Origin of the sequence: Streptomyces sp. NPDC046862 (genome assembly GCF_040704615.1) — a bacterium.
Classification (GTDB): domain Bacteria; phylum Actinomycetota; class Actinomycetes; order Streptomycetales; family Streptomycetaceae; genus Streptomyces.
Genome location: NZ_JBEYXP010000011.1, coordinates 137558 through 154309 on the forward strand (window position 1 = coordinate 137558; position 16752 = coordinate 154309).

12 protein-coding genes are annotated in these 16752 nt (G+C 65.5%); 2 read left to right on the forward strand and 10 right to left on the reverse strand.

The window, feature by feature from the left end; all coding sequences use genetic code 11:
• Positions 1–7: 7 nt before the first annotated feature.
• Entirely contained in the window at positions 8–1186 is a 1179-nt protein-coding gene (locus tag AB0959_RS14840; RefSeq protein ID WP_366826793.1) for a serine/threonine-protein kinase, read from the reverse strand.
• Positions 1187–1231: 45 nt separating this feature from the next.
• Positions 1232–2860 carry a hypothetical protein gene (locus AB0959_RS14845; protein ID WP_366826794.1) on the reverse strand — a complete coding sequence of 543 codons (1629 nt, stop codon included), beginning with the start codon at positions 2858–2860 and terminating at the stop codon, positions 1232–1234.
• Positions 2861–3197: 337 nt separating this feature from the next.
• Between AB0959_RS14845 and AB0959_RS14850 the strand changes: the two genes are divergently transcribed.
• The gene (locus AB0959_RS14850) at positions 3198–3935 is read left to right on the forward strand and encodes an SAVMC3_10250 family protein (protein ID WP_366826795.1); all 738 of its coding nucleotides are present in this window, start codon (positions 3198–3200) and stop codon (positions 3933–3935) included.
• A gap of 163 nt (positions 3936–4098) precedes the next feature.
• Entirely contained in the window at positions 4099–7377 is a 3279-nt protein-coding gene (locus tag AB0959_RS14855) for an AAA domain-containing protein (RefSeq protein WP_366826796.1), read from the forward strand.
• A gap of 412 nt (positions 7378–7789) precedes the next feature.
• Here AB0959_RS14855 and AB0959_RS14860 read toward each other — a convergent pair whose 3' ends face one another.
• From AB0959_RS14860 to AB0959_RS14895, 8 genes are all read right to left on the reverse strand, one after another.
• Entirely contained in the window at positions 7790–9745 is a 1956-nt protein-coding gene (locus AB0959_RS14860; protein WP_366826797.1) for a DUF3732 domain-containing protein, read from the reverse strand.
• Positions 9742–10233 (reverse strand): three component ABC system middle component, encoded by a 492-nt coding sequence (locus AB0959_RS14865; RefSeq protein ID WP_366826798.1) that lies wholly within the window; start codon positions 10231–10233, stop codon positions 9742–9744. The genes AB0959_RS14860 and AB0959_RS14865 overlap by 4 nt, the downstream gene beginning before the upstream one ends.
• A complete protein-coding gene (locus AB0959_RS14870; protein ID WP_366826799.1) occupies positions 10230–11441 on the reverse strand; it encodes an ABC-three component system protein in 1212 nt (403 codons plus the stop codon). The genes AB0959_RS14865 and AB0959_RS14870 overlap by 4 nt, the downstream gene beginning before the upstream one ends.
• Before the next feature lie 211 nt (positions 11442–11652).
• Positions 11653–13104: a hypothetical protein gene (locus AB0959_RS14875; RefSeq protein WP_366826800.1), complete on the reverse strand. Its 1452-nt coding sequence runs from the start codon at positions 13102–13104 to the stop codon at positions 11653–11655.
• Positions 13101–14414, reverse strand: coding sequence for a DUF4365 domain-containing protein (locus AB0959_RS14880; protein ID WP_366826801.1), 1314 nt, complete (start codon positions 14412–14414; stop codon positions 13101–13103). The genes AB0959_RS14875 and AB0959_RS14880 overlap by 4 nt, the downstream gene beginning before the upstream one ends.
• A 263-nt stretch (positions 14415–14677) precedes the next feature.
• The gene (locus AB0959_RS14885) at positions 14678–14989 is read right to left on the reverse strand and encodes a hypothetical protein (protein ID WP_366826802.1); all 312 of its coding nucleotides are present in this window, start codon (positions 14987–14989) and stop codon (positions 14678–14680) included.
• A 125-nt stretch (positions 14990–15114) separates the two neighbouring features.
• Entirely contained in the window at positions 15115–15978 is an 864-nt protein-coding gene (locus AB0959_RS14890) for a hypothetical protein (RefSeq protein ID WP_366826803.1), read from the reverse strand.
• A complete protein-coding gene (locus AB0959_RS14895; protein WP_366826804.1) occupies positions 15975–16688 on the reverse strand; it encodes a ParA family protein in 714 nt (237 codons plus the stop codon). Before AB0959_RS14895 ends, AB0959_RS14890 begins: the two co-directional genes overlap by 4 nt.
• Positions 16689–16752: the final 64 nt, after the last annotated feature.

Here is a 16752-nt window from a genome sequence, read left to right on the forward strand (position 1 = left end):
ACGATCTTTAGGGCTCGTAGCGTGCGCTCGATCTCGCAATCCACCGTGCGACGCCCTCGAACGCGTTGAGTGCCCGCACGTCGTAAGGTCCGAAGAAGTTTTGACAGTCATGGCCGAGCCGGTCGTACAGGGCGGCTGCTCCTCGGGTATCGCCTGACCGGCCTGTGAGTTCGGCGTGCTCTCCGCGTGCTTCGATCACCAACGGTGCGCTCGTTCCATACCGGAGCTCCAGATCAAAGATGTAGCGGTCCAGATCGCGGATACGCTCGGAGAAGCCAGCATCGCGGTCGCGCGTATCAGGCGGGTCTGCTCGTCTGATCTCGTCGTTCGCGGCTGCAATATCCAGCACACGCTGCGTTTTACTCACAGCGTGGGCAACCGCTTCTGCGCTCTGCGGGCGCTGCGCCGGGTCCTTGGCCAGCAGTGTCTGGACGATGGAGTCCAGCTGAGCGGGCACGCCGGGACGGTGGGCACTCGGAGGTGCCGGCGCATCATCCTGATGCATCCTGCCCACGGTCATGGGGTCGTCATCAGAGGTGCCGAAGGGTGGACGCCCTGTCAGCATCTCGTACAGGACGCACCCTGTGGAGTACAGGTCGCTGCGTCGGCTGCCGGGCTCTCCATCCCACCGCTCTGGTGCCATGTAGAGCGGGGTGCCGGCACTGGTGCGGGACTGAGTGAGGTCAGCGAGAAGGGCCAGTCCGAAGTCCACGATCTTCACGTCGCCCTGAAGCGTGATCATGATGTTGCCGGGCTTGATGTCCTGGTGGATCACTTGCGCAGTGTGCGCTGCGCTGAGGCCTTCGCAGATCTGACGCGTCCACCGTACGGTTCGTTCAAGGGGTAGGGGTGGCCCCGTTTTCAGGTGTTCGGCAAGTGATTGTCCCTTGACGTACTCCATAGCGATGTAGAGCTCGCCGTCGTGTTCACCGGCGTCATAGATGTGTGCGATGTTTGCATGCATGGCCCTCGCCATGGCCACGCCCTCGCGTTTGACCCCTCGCGCTGTCGGCTGAGCAAACTCTGTGCGGGCTCCGGCCTGGGCCATACGTCGCCCCGCGAGGATCTTAAGAGCCACAGTCCTGCCCAGATTGAGGTCTTCGGCTGTCCATACCTCACTCATAGCGCCGCTGCCCAGCCGTTCCTTCGGCCTGTAACGGCCGCCGATCAGCTTGGAGGTGTCCACTCATGTTCCTTTGCTGTGCCCTCGGTAGGGTCGTGTGATCCGGGGTCAGTTCGAGTTGGGATGCCCTCCCCAAGAGGTGAGGTCTGACAGTCCTTCCATGGCCTCATGCCATTCCTCGAAGAAGTCCTTTCCTTGGGCGAGCGCCTTGGCCAAGGTCGCGACGGAGTCGTTGCGCAACCGGTCACCCTGCTCGTGTACCTGCTTCCTTCGGAACGGAACGCCGCAGATTTCCCATACAACCCACGCGACCATGCCGATGGCGAGGAGCGTAAAAAACCCTCGCCACGTTTCGTCAACAAACGGCACCACCAACAACCCGCTGACTCCTCCCATCGCTAGCGCGCCGCAGACGCGTGGCCATCTCCGCACGACCGCCTCTGACTGGGCCTGAGTCTGCCGCGTAATGTGCACGGCAAGGTCACGAAGGAGCGGGTCCGGATCTGGAAACAGCTCCGGGTCCGTCGAAACAGTGCAGGACCAGTCCGCAATACTCAGCGTGATGCGCTGGGGAAGATGCTGCCGGGACTCTGCGACGATCCGGTTGGCGGCGTTTTCCAGGGTTGACCAAATGGCACGAAGGGCCATGCGGCGAGCCGGCGGGCCGAGCCGGGCTTCATCCGGTTCGAAGACAGCCTGATCAAGGAGCGTCATGAACGTCACAGGATCGGCATCGGGGCTGAAGGGCGACTCGTGCGCCTGTCCGACGGCTTCAAGGTCTCCGTCATGCGCGATGACTTGCTCCAGTCGCCGCATCTTCGCCCGCAAGTCAGCTTCGTCGGGTTCTAGCTGGTTGATCAGGCGTTCCAGGGCCCTATCCACGTAGCGGCCATCCTTGATGGGCCAGTCGACTCCGTCGGGTCCGTCAGGAAACATGTGCACGAGATAAGCCAGGGTCTGGTCGGGCACGGTCGCGAGTTCCCACCCAAGGCGAAGTCCGTCCCACTGGTTTCCGCTCGTTCTACGCAGCGCCGAGTATTGCTTCTTGGCCATCCGCCGCCGCAAGTTCTCCAGGCGAGTCTTCCACTGCTCACCACCACACACGTCAGCGATTGCGTGTTTCTCACCGGACAACTGGAGGATGCTCCGGTTCCATCCCGCCATCGCCCGCTGGGCATAGCCGAGCGCCTCATCGCCCAGTTCCTTGCTCGCAATGGCATCCAGGACGACGAAGAAGTCCTGGCCGAGTTCCTCAGGGTCGAGTGACTGAAGGTACAGGTCCATCCATGCAGCCGCTTGTGTCTCGTCTCCGAAGCGCGAGCACGTCAGCGAGAAGAAGAGGTCGGCCTTGGCAGCATCCAGCATGCGTGCATGTGCCTGCGCACTTTCGCCGCGCTCACCTTCGTCGCGGAACTTCGCTGCGACCGCCATCGCAGCCGGAGCCAGCCAGTATGTCGGTTCGAGGAGCATCCGCTCTTCGGTACAGGCACGCACCGCAGCTGAGCTGACCACAGTCCTGTAGACAGCATGGGCAGTGAGGGTATGAACCAGCCCGCGCGCCAGGGCACGGGTCTGCTTGCGCTGTCCGAAGTCCGCATGCCACTGGATCGTCAAGCGGGACAGTTCGGCCTGAGCTTTCGCCACTTCTCTGTCACGGCCGTACTGTTCAATAAATGTGTCGAGCATCTGACGAGTGTCGGAGACCGTATCCTCCAGTCCTTCGATCTCCTGACGCACTTCCGAGACCTCGCTGCCGAGCCTAACGACGTCAGCTCGAACACCGAGAAGCTCATCCTCGAAGTCTCCCAGTCTCCCCTCATGACGGGTCTGGCCTCTACCTATGTCCTCAACTTGCTCGTTGAGTCGATGCAGTTCCGAACCCGTCTCTAGCCGATCTTCCATGACGTCCCCCCAGACATCGCGGCGTAAGGTGCGTGCCTGCTCATTATCGGGCCAGCTCGCACACGCCGCTGTCAGCTGGAGGAATACAGAGCCATCGTGCGGCGTCGGCCACTGTCAGTGGGCGCTGGCAGGATGGCTCCTGTCATCGCCAGCTCACCGGACGGGGCGTCACTTGCGCGAGATCGTCTACTTGTCGGACAGCAAACTGCGGCAGTTCGTCCCTGAGCCGCGGCGTGCCGCGCGTATGGGTGCGCTTCGCCTGACCACGCCTTTAGGCGGCGTCGACATGGACACGCCAGCTGTGGATGGCGAGCAAAGTCAACTACGGCACCTACGTGAGGTGCACAAGCACGTTGCGCTCCTTGCGGACTGGTACACGGAGCCCCAGCTACGACCTGGCCAGTGGGTGCAGTTCGAAGCGCCGCTGCGCTGCGTGACGTTCAGCGACACACACCAGGATCTCGTCCTGTTCGTGGAGCCAGCCACTGAAGGGAGCATCGACGAGCGCTGCCGCCTGTTGATGCATGGGTCGGTTCAGCATCTGCGCGGCTGGAATGCGATGCCGGTCGAAGGTGTCGCACCGGACTCGATGAACTCGGCCTCCAGCTTGGGCAGCGCTTTCATAGCAAGGGCCGGGGAGGTCGTCGACGCACTCATCAGACACCGTGACACGGCGCCGACCGATCAGAACTCACGCCCGGCAGCAGCGCGCCTGCATGGCCAAGCCGTGCATGACCTGCTGCACGCACTGGATGACGCGGACGACAGCATCGACACCTCCGCTGTGATGACCGGGTATGCGCGAGTCACTGGGCTCATCCCTCGCACCTACACCACTTCCCGGTGCGTAGTGGCAAGCCCACTCGTCGTGGAGTACACGGCGGGCGATTGTGAACTCACGGACAATTAAGGTCTGCGCTTCCTGGCTTCACGTCACATAGGTCACCTGATGCTCGGCCCGAGTACTGACAAGCACCGAGCCACCCGTTGGTCACCAACCGAGCCCGGTATGTTGCATCGTGTGACTGGGTAGGTCTGCCAGTCCGAAGCGGGGCAGGGCTGGGGGGCTGTACGTGGGGTGGCGTGAGGAGATCACGGCGGCACTCGGCGAATGGATCGCCTTGGAGGGAGGCGCAGGGAGAACAGCGCGCTGGGAGCGGATCGGGCGGGCGGCCCGGACCGGTGAACCCGGCCAGTACGCGGTGGACTTGCGCGGCACTGACATCGGGCCGGACCAGTTGGACAGCCTGCGGCTGGCCGGGCCTGATGACAGGGCCATCGAGAAGGACGGCTTCAGCGTCTCCGAGACGGTGCAGAACGGGTCCCTGCTTACCTTGCGTGTGGCCGAGTTTGCCGACATCACCGACGCCCACCTGTGGATGCTGAAGCAGCCGCCCACCTTCCTCATCGAGGCCCTGCGCGACGGCATCGCCCAACTGGGCGAACACCCGCTGGCCGCGGCCCTGGCGGCCCGCAGCATCGGCGGGGCTCTGGGAGCGGAGCCGGACCCTCCTGGTTTCCACCCGGCCCAGGCAGACGCCTACCGGGCGTGCCTAGGTGAAGGGGTTCATCTGGTGTGGGGGCCGCCGGGGACCGGTAAGACCACGGTCCTCAAACGCGCCATCGGTGACCTGATCGCGCGGGGCGAGCGGGTGCTGCTGGTCTCTGCGACCAATATCGCTGTGGATAACGCCCTGCTCGGGGTGGTGCGGGAGAAGCGCCACAGTCCCGGTGAGATCGTCCGTGTGGGCCCGCCGCATCTAAAAGAGGTGGCGGAAGACCCTTCGGTGTCTCTGCCGCTCATGGTCCAAAGCCGATTAGCGCAGACGACTCAGCGCCGTAGCGCCGTGGAGGCCGAGCTGGTCGAAATCCGCGACCGCGCCGGTCAACTTGCCGCCATGGACGCTGCACTCGCCGAATTCGACGCGACCGGATACTTCGCTGCACTGCAACTGCTGCGCACGCCCGGTCAGGACCTGGCCTCCGCACTGGCCCGCAGCGACGCGGCCGACGACCGGTACGCGCAGGCCGCTCGCGGCATGGCCGAAACTGCGGGGGCGGCGAAGGCGGCGTCGGACCGGGCTGCCGCAGCAGAGCCCTCGCGCGAGGCATGGCGCGAGGTGGACCGGCTCTGCGACGAGTCGGCCAGGGTCCGGCAGGCTGCAGAACACCGAGCAGCTGATGCGTTGCTGGCCGCTGAGGAGTGCCGCCCCCTGCGGAATCAGATGAAGCAGTGGGAGGCGAAGGGGTCGGTGGCCCGCTGGCGTGCGCGCGAGAAGCTGGTCGCACTCCAGGAGCAACTGGCTGACGCCGAAGAGCAGGCGGAGGCAGCGCGTCAACAGTCCGTGGACGCGCACCATACCGCCGCCGCCCGGATCTCGGCACTCGATGCCAAAATCACGGCGCTGTCCGACTCCGTCCCGCTCAGCCGGGAACAGATCCTGCACCTCGACAGAGAGGCCGAGGCCGCACGGGCGGCAACACAGCGGGCACACAGACTGCATACCTCGGCCGAGCGGGAAAAGAACCAGGCCACTGCGGCGGCTGTCGCAGCGCAGCAGGCCCAGACGCTGACCGAACAGGCCGCGAAGAAGAACTGGCCCACCCTGCACGACCGGGCCGAACGCCTCCGTCCACTTGTGGCCGCCGACAGCGCCCGTAAGCCGCAGCTGGAGCAGCAGTACCAGAACACCCAGGAGGAATACGAGCGGCTGGCCCGCAACGCCCAGGGCGAGATCATCAAGAGCGCAAGGCTGGTCGCCACCACACTGGCCCGGTTCCGTTCCAACCGGGCCGTCTTCGAAGGCCCTTACGACGTGGTCCTGGTCGATGAGGCTGGCGCAGCCGCTCTGCCCGAGGTGCTCCTGGCCACCGGCAAAGCCAGTAGGGCTGCCGTCCTGCTCGGCGATTTCATGCAGCTCGGCCCGATCATCCCGAGCGGGCTCAAGGAGCAGGAACGCGACGACATCAAACGCTGGCTGCTCCCCGACGTCTTTCAGCACTGCGGCATCTTCGAACCCGCGGATGCCCAGGCACACCCGGCCTGCGTCACCTTGACCGAACAGCATCGCTTTGGCCCTGCCGTGATGAAACTGGCCAACGGTCTCGCCTACAGGGGAATGCTGCGCGGCGGCTCCCAGACGCTTACGGAGCGGCCCGACAGCGATCCCGAGATCGTGCTGATCGACACCGACGGCCTGCACGAGCTGGCCCGAGCCCACTTGACCGGCAGCCGGAAAGGCTGGTGGCCCGCCGGCTCTCTCCTCGCGCGGGCTCTGGTGGAACTGCACCGCGAACAGGGCGAGGAGGCAGGGATCGTCACCCCTTACGGGGTCCAGGCGGAAGCCACCTTGGAAGCACTACGAGATGTCGAAGGCTCCAGTGGCCGTCCGCTGGCCGAAGTCGGAACGGCACACAGGTTCCAGGGCCGGGAGTTCGACGTCGTCATCTTCGACACCGTGGAAGGCAACGCGGACAGCCGCGAACTGTGGATGGCTCTCGCCCACCGCCAGCCCGGCGCAGACGAGTGGAGACGCAACGGCGTGCGCCTTTTCAACGTCGCCGTTACCCGCGTCAGAACCCGCCTCTACGTCATCGCCAGCGGGCAACGTGTCAGCGGGGCCCGGCCGGGAACAGCCCTGGCGGAACTCGACGCCCTGGTCGGCACCCACGGTGTCCGGGTACTGCCTGCCAAACACCTCATCACCCCGCCGCACACGCCACCGGCCCATCGCGGGGAGTTCGGAATCGCCCTCGCCGAAGTCCTCAGCCGGCACGTCGAAGTGACCGACATCGACGACGAACGCGACTTCTACCTCACCTTCACCACCGAGATCCGACAGGCAAAACAATCCCTGTGGCTCTGGGCACCATGGGTGGCCAACCGGATCCGCTCCCTGCTCCCTGAACTCAAAGCAGCGGCCGACCGCGGCGTACGCATCACGGTGTTCATCCGGGACGACACCGACCAACTCCAAAGAAGAGAGACCAGTCAGGCGCTCATCGCAGACCTGCGCACCGTTGCCCAGACCGTTGTCCCCATCCACGTCATGCACCAGAAAATCGCAGTGCTCGACGAGCACACCGTCATGCTCGGCAGCCTCAACGCACTCTCACAGAGCAACACACGCGAGATTATGCTGACGATGCGCGGCGGCTACTTCGCCCGCAAGCTACTCGCCCACGAACACGCGGAAACCTTCGCCAGGCCCCCCAAGTGCGGGAGGTGTAAAGGCGCAGAGATCGAAATCCGACGCTGGAAGAACACCTGGGTCTGGCGGTGCTACGCCACCGCATGCAAGACCAGTTCGCCCGGCGGCTCTAAAGCCTGGACGCGCGACATCCGGCTATAGCCGGATGCCAGCGGCGTCGGACTGGTCTGTAAAACTCTTTTGCCAGCCCCCCCCGTTCCCGAGGACTGGGCCGACTCAGCAGGTTCTGCTCAACCCCTCCCGTAGGACCCCGCATGTAGGTGATTCGCCAGCCATGTGACAGCGCCTGAAATTTCTCTGAGGGCGGCGGCTACCTGTCTGGCTACCGGAGCAAGGAAGCGGCCGGGTAGACCAATTTCGAATCCGCTCCCGGCAGCGGTGCGAGCCTTTCCACGCCCGTCACCAGGGCGCATTGGTAGCCCGCCGACGGCTGCGCCAGTACAGCAGCGGACAGTTGATCGGACCTTGACCAGACGGCAGTCTGGGTAGCAGTCGGAGGCGTATTGCTTGAGGGCGATGGTATCGAAGAAGGCATGCAGTGGGCGCGGAACTGTCAGTCGTCGTCGATCTCTTCGGTGATCCAGTCTTGGGGTACGAGAGCCTGGCTGTTGCTGCGTCGCCAGCGTGCTTCGACCGAGCTGCGGAAGGGTTCGTCGTCTAGGTCTGCGTGCTCCATAACGATCACCTGGAAGTCGCCGTCAAGGGCTTCGATCGTGTTCTGGATCGTCTTGTAGAGGTTGAGCAGGGCGGTTCTGTCGGGTCCGGCCAAGGCGGTGCCGTCTGGGGCGTCTTCGGGGAAGTAGACCTGGGACGGTTGGTCGAGGATAAGGAGGCGGGGTACGGGATTTCGCTGTTCCGAGAACCACTCGTGCATGCTGAGGAGGGTGGCGACGTGGTAGCCGAGCCAGTTCTCTCCGCCGCCCATGTCGGCCAGGCGGACCGGCCCGCGCGAGGTGTCCGCGACGACGGTCAGGCCCCGCGGGTCCAGGCGGATGGGCGACTCCTTGTGTTCGAGGTCTAGGGCGACAGCCTTGTCTCTGATCTTCGTATTGATCCGGGAGACGAAGCTGTTGAGCCGGTCGTCTCGTGCTCCGGCTCCGATGGTCTCCTCAAGCTCTGCGATCTTCGCGCGGATTTCTTCGCGCCGGTCTACGACTTGGGGCCCTTGTACATGGCGTCCGGCTGTCTCCAGGAAGAGGCTGATGCGGCCCTGGACGAGCACGGCACGTCGCGCGGCGTCCGCCTGGCCTTGCACGGCGCGCTGGCCGGAAGCCAGCGTATCGAGCTGCTCCTGATTGCGGCCCAGAGCGCTGCGGATCTCCTGGAGCGCCCCTTCCTCCGCTGCAACCAGGGCGTTGATCTCGGGGGTGTCGCTGCCGATGACGGTCATGTCGGCGTCGAGGCGGCCGAGGTCGCGTTTGATGACCTCCGCGATCTGGCTCAACTGCGGCTGACGACTGTCACACACCGGGCAACGCGGCTCCTGGTCCGCAGCGTTGGCAGGGGTGAAGAGGCTGAGTGTGGCCAGGCGGGCGTGCTGCTCTGCCGCCTGGTCGAGAAATTCACTGTTCTCCCGAGCGGCTCGCTTCAGATTGGCGATGCGAGCGCGGGCCCGTCCATGCCGCTCGCGCAGTTCCCGGCGTTGCTCTACGAGGGCGGCGACCGGATCGTCTCCGGCATCAGACGTCTGCGTGGGGGCGGTCTCGGCGACAGCGCGGCGCAGATGCTCCGACGCCCGCTCTGCCGTCATCTCCTCCCGCGGCAGCGGTTCCAGCAGCCCTGCCTCGACTGCTTCGGTCACCAGGGCCAGTGCCTGCCCGGACGCTGGCGACAGGCTGCGGGCAGCAGCCACCGCCATCTCCATCTGCCCGAGTTCCTGACGCAGCAGACGGAGCCGGTTTTCCAGCAGCGCTTGTTCGGGATCGACGGCACCGAGGAAGTAGGGGATCATCGCCCGGATCGTCGCTGGCAGGAACTCCTCGCCCTGCGAGTGGAACAGCAGGTCCGGGTTGGCGACCTCGTTCTGCTTCTGCAGACAGAAGAAGAGCGCATGGCGCACCGACGGCGGGATCGGGGTAGCGCTGCGCACGGCCGGAATCCGCACCGTCCTGTCGATACCGGCGAACTCCGACAGGACATCCTTGGCGATGTCGAGCGGCGTGGAGAAGTTCAGCTCGGGGCGCTGCGGCGGCGGTGCGTCAAGGGCTTGGGAGACGATGCACATCGTGGTCGCGGTGGCAGCCTTGCCCGCCGGAGCGGGCCGTGCGACGAACAGCTGTTGCTGATCCTTGACCAGAGTGACGGCGAAGACCTGGACGAAGTTGCGCAGGGCCGCGCCCTTGATGACGTAGTCCTTGCTGGCCAGGCAGTAGTCGACGATGTTGAGCAGAGCGCTCTTCCCGCGCCGCGAGTCGCCGGTGATGATGTTGAGCTTGCCGGTCTTGAAGGGGACGGTGCGGATACGGCCGTCTTCGTTGTAGATCGAGATAGCGCTGATCTGAAACGTCACGGCCGGACTCCTAGCAATGTCATGACGGTACTGAGGCTGCCCGTGCTGGGGAGCCAGCGCCCCAGCATGTGGGCCGCTTTCTGGATGGCCTGGACCTCGTCCGTGTCGCCGTTGATCGTTTTCGCCAGCCGTCCCGGCACCAGGGTGAGCTGGCCTTCGTCATCGACGTGCAGGCTCTCGCTCTGCAGGGCCAGGAGCAAGCCTGGGCGCACCACGGCGGCCAGCGCGGTGGCGTTCTGCGCCATGGTCACTTTCACGCCCTTGTTCTCCTCCAGCCACCGGGTCAGCCCGCTGTTGAGGGTTTTCGGCAGCGTGCGGCGCACGGCCGGCTGGAGGGCCATCACGGCGGACAGGACGGCCACCGCGATCGGGCATGGCCGGCTGTATTGAAGCTCGTGGCCCTGGACGGCGCGGCAGGTGACCAGGGCGGTGAACGCCGGGTTGTACAGGGCGCGTTCTTCCCGGCTGAATTCAGTGAACGTATTCACTCCTGGGTTGCTCCCGCCGGCTCCAGTACGGCCATGAGCCGTGTCATGAAATCGATGTGCCAGCCCACCTGCAGATCATCGGCGAGGATATGGAAGGAACCCTTGGAGACGAACGGCTCGTCGCATCCGATGCGGATGCGTGGTCGAGCCTCTCGTGTGGCCCACCGGTAGATCTCCTTGGCGGCCGCCACCTTCTCCGCTTCCGTCGCCGCGGCTCCCAGGTCGTCTTCCATCTCCGCGAAGAGGTCCTGCCATTCCTCGATGAGCCTGCGCTCGTACTTGCTGATCTCTCCGGGCAGCAACAGATTGTCGTCCGACCAGCGGGAGCGCTGGGTGAAGGCACGGATGTAGTCGCGCACCGCGATGCCGACCCTGGTCCTGCCGATGTCGATCAGATCCAACTGACGGACGAAGATCATGTTCGCATAGTCCGACGGATCGGGTTCCAGGACGGCGATGTCCTCGTCGATGGGCAGGTTCTCCGGCCGGAACTGATTGCGTAGATCGGTGAAGACCTGGTCGAACTCGTTGCCCGTGATCGCATCCATCTCATCCGTGCGCAGCTGCCGGATCGTGCGCTGATAGAACCAGCCCTCCAGACGCTGCAGGAATGGCTTGGCGTAGGCATGCCCGACAGCGGAGACCACTCGCTCCAACAGCAGGTGCTCCACCTCGTCGACATCCGGTGCATTGCCGATGACCTGTATTCGGGCGAGCATGTCCCGTCGCTCGTCAGCTGAGAGCTGGTCGAAGGCTTCGTAGGCCTTCTTGTTTTCCTTGCTGGTGGAAGCTTTCCGAGCTGCCTCCAGCGCGTCGAGCGCTTTGGTCTCGTCCCTGACGCCAGAGGCGGCAGGCTGCAGGAGGTACCCGGCGGAATCAGCAGTCAGGTCGGCGGTGGTCAGGAGGAACAGGTCTGTCTCGTCCAGGTCCAGCTGCCTGTTGGTGATCCCGTGCGCCCAGATCCGCAGTGTCTTCCACAGGTCCGTGCTGTAGTCCGACATGGTGACACCAGCGGCCCGGTGTTTGAGTTGGTACAGGATCCTGCCGCCTTCGACGACTTCCTCGACGTCGTCGCCGGCTTCGATGGCGATGCACCAGTCCAGCCCGCGGCCGTGCTGGTCGACGCAGGAGTGAAGGGCTTTGCGGAGCTGGTACACGTAGCCAACCGCAGACGCCGATGCCTCGAACGGAGCGGTCGTGTCCACCATTTTGCCCCCAGGTCTCACCAGACTCATGCACGCACCACTGATCTTTACATGGCACACATATCGCCCGACACCCTTTCGCCAAGAGGGCACGTGAACCATCGAGCTCCGGATCGCCAGAGAGGGACGGAGGACCTCAGCGAAGGATGAGGAGGAGACCACTGCCGAGGCGTTATACGAATCAGGTGGTTGAGGGCGATGCTGTCGCTCAGCTCTACATGTAGTAGGCGTAGCGGGTGGCGATTCGGGCCTCGGCCGGGACGTGTTTGAGGATGGAGCCGACTCGGTACGCGGTGCGCAGGGTGAGGGGGTCGCGTTCGTCGAGCTGGGCGTTGTTCCAGTTCATCTTGGTCAGGGCGAGGATGTCGCTGCTGGCGGTCAGTAGATCTGTGCTGTGTGTTGCGGGCCGGATCAGCAGGGGCTGGGGGACGTACAGGCCGGGGTAGGTCCGGAAGTACGGTACTGAGCCGCGGGTGTACAGGAGCAGGGAACGCGGGTCCAGTTGGACGCTGGTGCCGCGCAGTGGTGGGAGCTGGCCGGTGCGGTACAGGTGCGGGGCGCCGCGTCGCTGGATCCACAGCAGGTCGACGTGGTCGATGTCGCGCAGGTCGGCGGCCTCGTGGAAGCCGTCGATCTCACCGGCGGTGAACTTCGAGGTCTTGTGTACGACGATGCGTGCTGGCTGGTGACCGTGGGTGGTGCGGTACTCGGTCAGCGCGTCCAGCAGCAGTTGCCGGGCGTCGGAGTGCGTCAGGTGGGGCTGGTGGTCGGTCTTGGAGATCTGCGCGGTGCCGCCGCGGACGACGACGCCGTCGCCGCGCTCGTTGAACACCTGGGCGACGGCGGTGTGCAGCTCGTTTCCGTTCGCGCTGCGGTAGAAGCTGACGCCGACGTAGCAGGTGGCCAGGTCGGAGCTGTGGCGCTGCATGCGCCACGGGGTCCCGCCGGCCTTGTAGTACAAGGCGGTGTGCAGGTTCCAGGCCCGGGTGGCCTCGTCCTGCAGGGGGCGGACGGTTTGCCCGTTGGCCCTGGCCGGGATCCCGGTCCAGGTTTCCTTGCGCATCAGCTGCAGGGGTGCCGGCAGCGTGAGAGCGGTGGCCTTGAGCAGGTCGTGGAAGTCGCCTCCGGTTTCTCGTTCGTCCTGGTCCTCTCCGCGTTCGGCTGTGGTCTCCTCCGACGGCGGGTGTTCTTCGCGGTCCTGGAGTTCCTCTGGGCGGGCGCAGATCACGACGCGGCAGCGTCCGGTCTCGGCTAGGGACCGGGCGGCGTCGGCGTAGAGAGCGACTGCGTCCTTGGTGGCGCAGGCTGTGTCGGCGCGGGCCAGGCGGCGCAGTTGGCGTTCGGGGATTTCACGGACGAGGGCATCGTCGAAGACGAGTTCGGCGCCGAACGGGGAGTCGGTGCTGAAGCCGGGGAACGGCTGGTGAAGGTTCTCCTGGCCGGGTTTGGTGTCCTTGGCCTCGATGTGGTTCTGGCAGCGCTGGAGCCATTTTCGGATGCCGTCGACCGCATGGGCGGGGCCGACCAGGGCGATGGGGATCTGGTGTGGTCCGGTGGGGGAGTCGGCGTCGGCGGGGCCGAACACGCTGATGCCGTAGCGGGGGTCGATGTGGCGGTTTCCGGCGCGGAACTCCAGCTCCGGCTCGTGCAACACTGGTGCTTTCATTGCGGCAGTTCCCACAGGCCCTCGGCAAGTCCGTTCACGCTGAGTTTCGGCGCTGGTTCTTGCGGGATCCAGACGCTTTCGTCGATGGCGGCATCGCAGTTGAGCTCGAGGAGCTGGCCGAATCGGATGCGCTCATCACGGCTTCTGAACAGGGTGTCGTCGCCCTGCAGGGAGTGGGCCCAGGCGCGTACGAGCTGGTAGACGGCGTTGTTGCGTTCCAGCCGCTTGATCTTCTGGATGTACTCGGCGTCGTACAGCGAGTCGCGTCGGCCGTCGATGGTGAAGTGGTAGGTGGGGTTGATCTCCAGGAACCACTGTTCGCTCCAGCGGCGGAAGTACAGGCCGGCAGCGTAGTGACGACAGAAGCTGATCTTGGTTGTGTCGTCCTTGCCGAAGTACGGGGTGAAGAAGGCGCGCCCGCGGCTGCCCCGGTAGCGGCCTTTGATCTTCCGGCTGGATCGGTCTGGCGGGGCCTGCATGTAGACGATCTTCTTCGTGGGATGCCAGACCAGCTCGGGATGGTGTGCGGAGCGCAGGGTGAAGTTCAGCAGGGAAACGAAGCGCCGTTGCAGGTCGGGTTCCTCGGTGGTCGCCCAGTTCTGCGTGGGGATGGAGGTGACTGGTCCGTCGCACAGCACGGCGAGCGGGCCCTCGTCCAGGCGGCACAGTGAGTAGATGCGTCCGGCGGCCAGGACGAAGCCGCTCTCGAACTGGTTGCCGTTGGAGCGCATCCGCTCCCAGGCATCAGCGCGGTCACCGCACGGCGTGGACGCCTCATAGATGAACGGTGCGAAGCCCTCAATCGTGAGGAGGTTCGAGATGAGCTGTTCGCTTCCCTCAAGCCGTGGCAGCGGCTCTCCGGCGGGCACGCCCAGGGCCGACAGCTGGCTGAAGGCATCGAGGCCGAAGCGGTCGGCGGCCTTGTCGAACTGAACGACACGCCGTGCCTTGCGTTCAGGGTCGGCGAACCAGGTGTCGACGCGCTTCCACCACGCCTGCTGGACACGCAGGTCCACGCAGATGAGCACGACCGGACGGCCCAGTCGAAGCCAGTAGGCGATGTGGTCGGCCTTGCACGTGAACTTGAATTCGGTCTCGGTCGCGCCCCGAAACCCGACTTCTGTCCCCTTCACCTGGGCCAGGACAGCAACGCCGGTGACTTCCCGATCGGCGTCCACGAACTCGATCTGACCGTCAATGGCGAAGTCACGTTTGGTGTCGTTCCATACATGGCCGGCGTCGGAGACGGCCTTGTCGACGAATGCCTCGCCCCGGAACCCAGCCCGCTGCTGGACGCTGCGCTGCGGCATCCGATCAGTGCTCCGAGAAGGACACCGGAGTGCCCGCCGTAGCCTGGCCGGCTCTGCGCGGCCGAGGCCACGCGTTGTTGTCCCACCCCATGGAGCGATCCTCCGTCCCTCACGCCTGGTCCAGGTCAACTCAGGATAGGAGGGACCACTGACAGCGACCGGTGCGCGCATGCGGGAGGAGACTCGGAGGCTGGGCACCTGGACAATTCGAGGGCTTCACTGACCTCGCCCAAAGCGCAGGGCATCGCGGGCCGGGGGCGTGATCACTGTTCTTCGGCCTTGGGCGGGGTGAGGTCGGGAGGGTAGCCCTTGGCACGCAGGAATGCGTCGAGGGCTATCGCGACGATGTCGCCGTGCTGGACACCGTGGTCCGCGTGGTACCGGCGGATGCGCCGCTGGAGTTGGAGAGCGTCGGGAACGGCGTAGTTGATCTGCCCACGACTGGTATGGCGGCCATTGATGACCTCCAACGTGTCCGGATGAGGCGCCAACGGGTCGTCATTCAGGTCGGATTGTGCGTCGAGAGCGTCAGCCAGTTGACGCAGCTGACGGGCGTGGCGCGAGAGATCGGGCATGGGTACTCCAGTCCGACCCACTAGTCGACTAGCTAGCCGCCTAGTGGACTAGTGGAATAGTCGGGGGAACGGGTGCCCGCGAACGGGAGAAGCGTTCGCGGACACCCTGAGATATGAACGCCGCGTCAGAAGCCGCGGGCGGTCAGCCACTCGTCCAGCGCGACCGAGACGATGTCGCCGATGGGCAGGTGATCGAGTTCATTGTCCAGCGCGAAGCGCTTGATGCGCTTCTTCAGCTTCAGCGCAGCGGGAACCGACGAGTCGAGGCTCTCGCGCGCGATGATGCGCTGGTTGAGAACGACGGAGATCTCGGGAACGTCCTTGGGGCGGCCGGGACCGTGCGCATGCGGCGTCCCCTCGCTGGGAGCGTCCTGCGATCGAGCATGCTGTTCCTGGTGAGAGCCTGGGCCGTCGCTCCTCACCGGGAACGCGGTACCGCGTGCGACCGGGGGAACGGCCGGGCGAATGGCCACTTCGGCGGCCGGTGCCGCTCCAGCAGCCGCGGACGTGACAGGAGGCGGACCATGCTGCGCAACAGGTTCGGCCGGCTGCGTGGCCTGGACCGCTGGTGCCGCAGGCCCGGGGGCTGGGACTACAGACGGCACTTGCCGCTCCACCGGCATCCCAGCGGACTCTGTCCCCGCCTCGGGCACGTCGATGGCCGGGTGAGTCGGCTGACTGGCAGCCGGCTCCGGCACGGGGCCGCTCGGCGCCTCGGCAGTCGGCTGGGCGGAGGTCTGCGCCACTTGGGGCACCGCCTCGGTCCGGCCCTGTGCCGATGCCTCGGCGGGAACGGCGGAAGGAGCGGGCTGTACCTGCGGCTCGCTGGCAGTGGGACGGCCTTCGCCCTGGGCGGCGGCGTGTTCGGCGGCGTACTGCTCGGGGGTGAGTTCGGCGGTCGGGGGAGGGGGCGGCGGGGCCGACTTCTTGGCCCCGCCGCCGAGGGTGCGGCCGGTGCGGCGGGTGGGGGGTTTCATACGCTCGCTCATGCCGTGAGCTCCTTCATCAGTTCGGCGTACTCGCTCAGCTCGGTGGGGATCTCGCCGAAAGCCTCCATGTAGTGCACCCAGGAGTGGATGACGGTCTCGGCGAGCGGGAACGGCTCGTCGCGGTCCGGGCCGATGCCTTCGCCCTGGGCGGGCTCCAGTAGCTTGTCCTTTGCGTTGCGGGGCAGGCTGGTGCGGTCGTCGGCCTTCACGAGGACTACGTGGGCGGTGACGTCGCGCTCGTTGCGGGCGGCGGCGCGCTCGGCTTCGTCGAAGGTGGCCATGAGCTTGCGGCGCTCGATCTTGGTGGGGGCGACTGGCACGATGAGCCGGTTCGCCTCGGTGACAGCCTCGTGGAACAGCTTCGCGCTGCCGCCACCGGCGTCGACCACGATCGCGCCGAACTCGGATCGCTTCTCACGGATGTACTCGGCGATGTCGTCGAACGGGTACCGCTCGACGACCAGGTTGGCCGGGATCTCGAAGCCCTCGGCCTGGGCGACCTTGAACCAGTCGTAGGCGGACTGACTGGTCGCGTCCGCGTCCAGCAGCAGCGTTGGCAGGTCGAGGACGACGGCGTAGTAGAGGGCGATGAACCAGGCCGAGGTGGTCTTGCCGGTGCCGCCCTTGAGCATGCCGACGACGATGACGAAGGCGTCCCAGGCGCTGGCCGCAGCCGCGGCCAGGGTCTTGGTACGGGTGTTCTCACTCACGTGTGCTTGATCTCCTGAATCTGGAAAGGTGCGTTGACTTGCGAGCGTCGGCGAGGAGACCCAC

What these genes read in the sequence shown, in the direction of transcription:
- AB0959_RS14870 (WP_366826799.1), bottom strand. Translation starts at nt 11,441, where the DNA reads ATGGTGGACACGACCGCTCCGTTCGAGGCATCGGCGTCTGCGGTTGGC.
- AB0959_RS14875 (WP_366826800.1), bottom strand. Translation starts at nt 13,104, where the DNA reads ATGAAAGCACCAGTGTTGCACGAGCCGGAGCTGGAGTTCCGCGCCGGA.
- AB0959_RS14880 (WP_366826801.1), bottom strand. Translation starts at nt 14,414, where the DNA reads ATGCCGCAGCGCAGCGTCCAGCAGCGGGCTGGGTTCCGGGGCGAGGCA.
- AB0959_RS14885 (WP_366826802.1), bottom strand. Translation starts at nt 14,989, where the DNA reads ATGCCCGATCTCTCGCGCCACGCCCGTCAGCTGCGTCAACTGGCTGAC.
- AB0959_RS14890 (WP_366826803.1), bottom strand. Translation starts at nt 15,978, where the DNA reads ATGAGCGAGCGTATGAAACCCCCCACCCGCCGCACCGGCCGCACCCTC.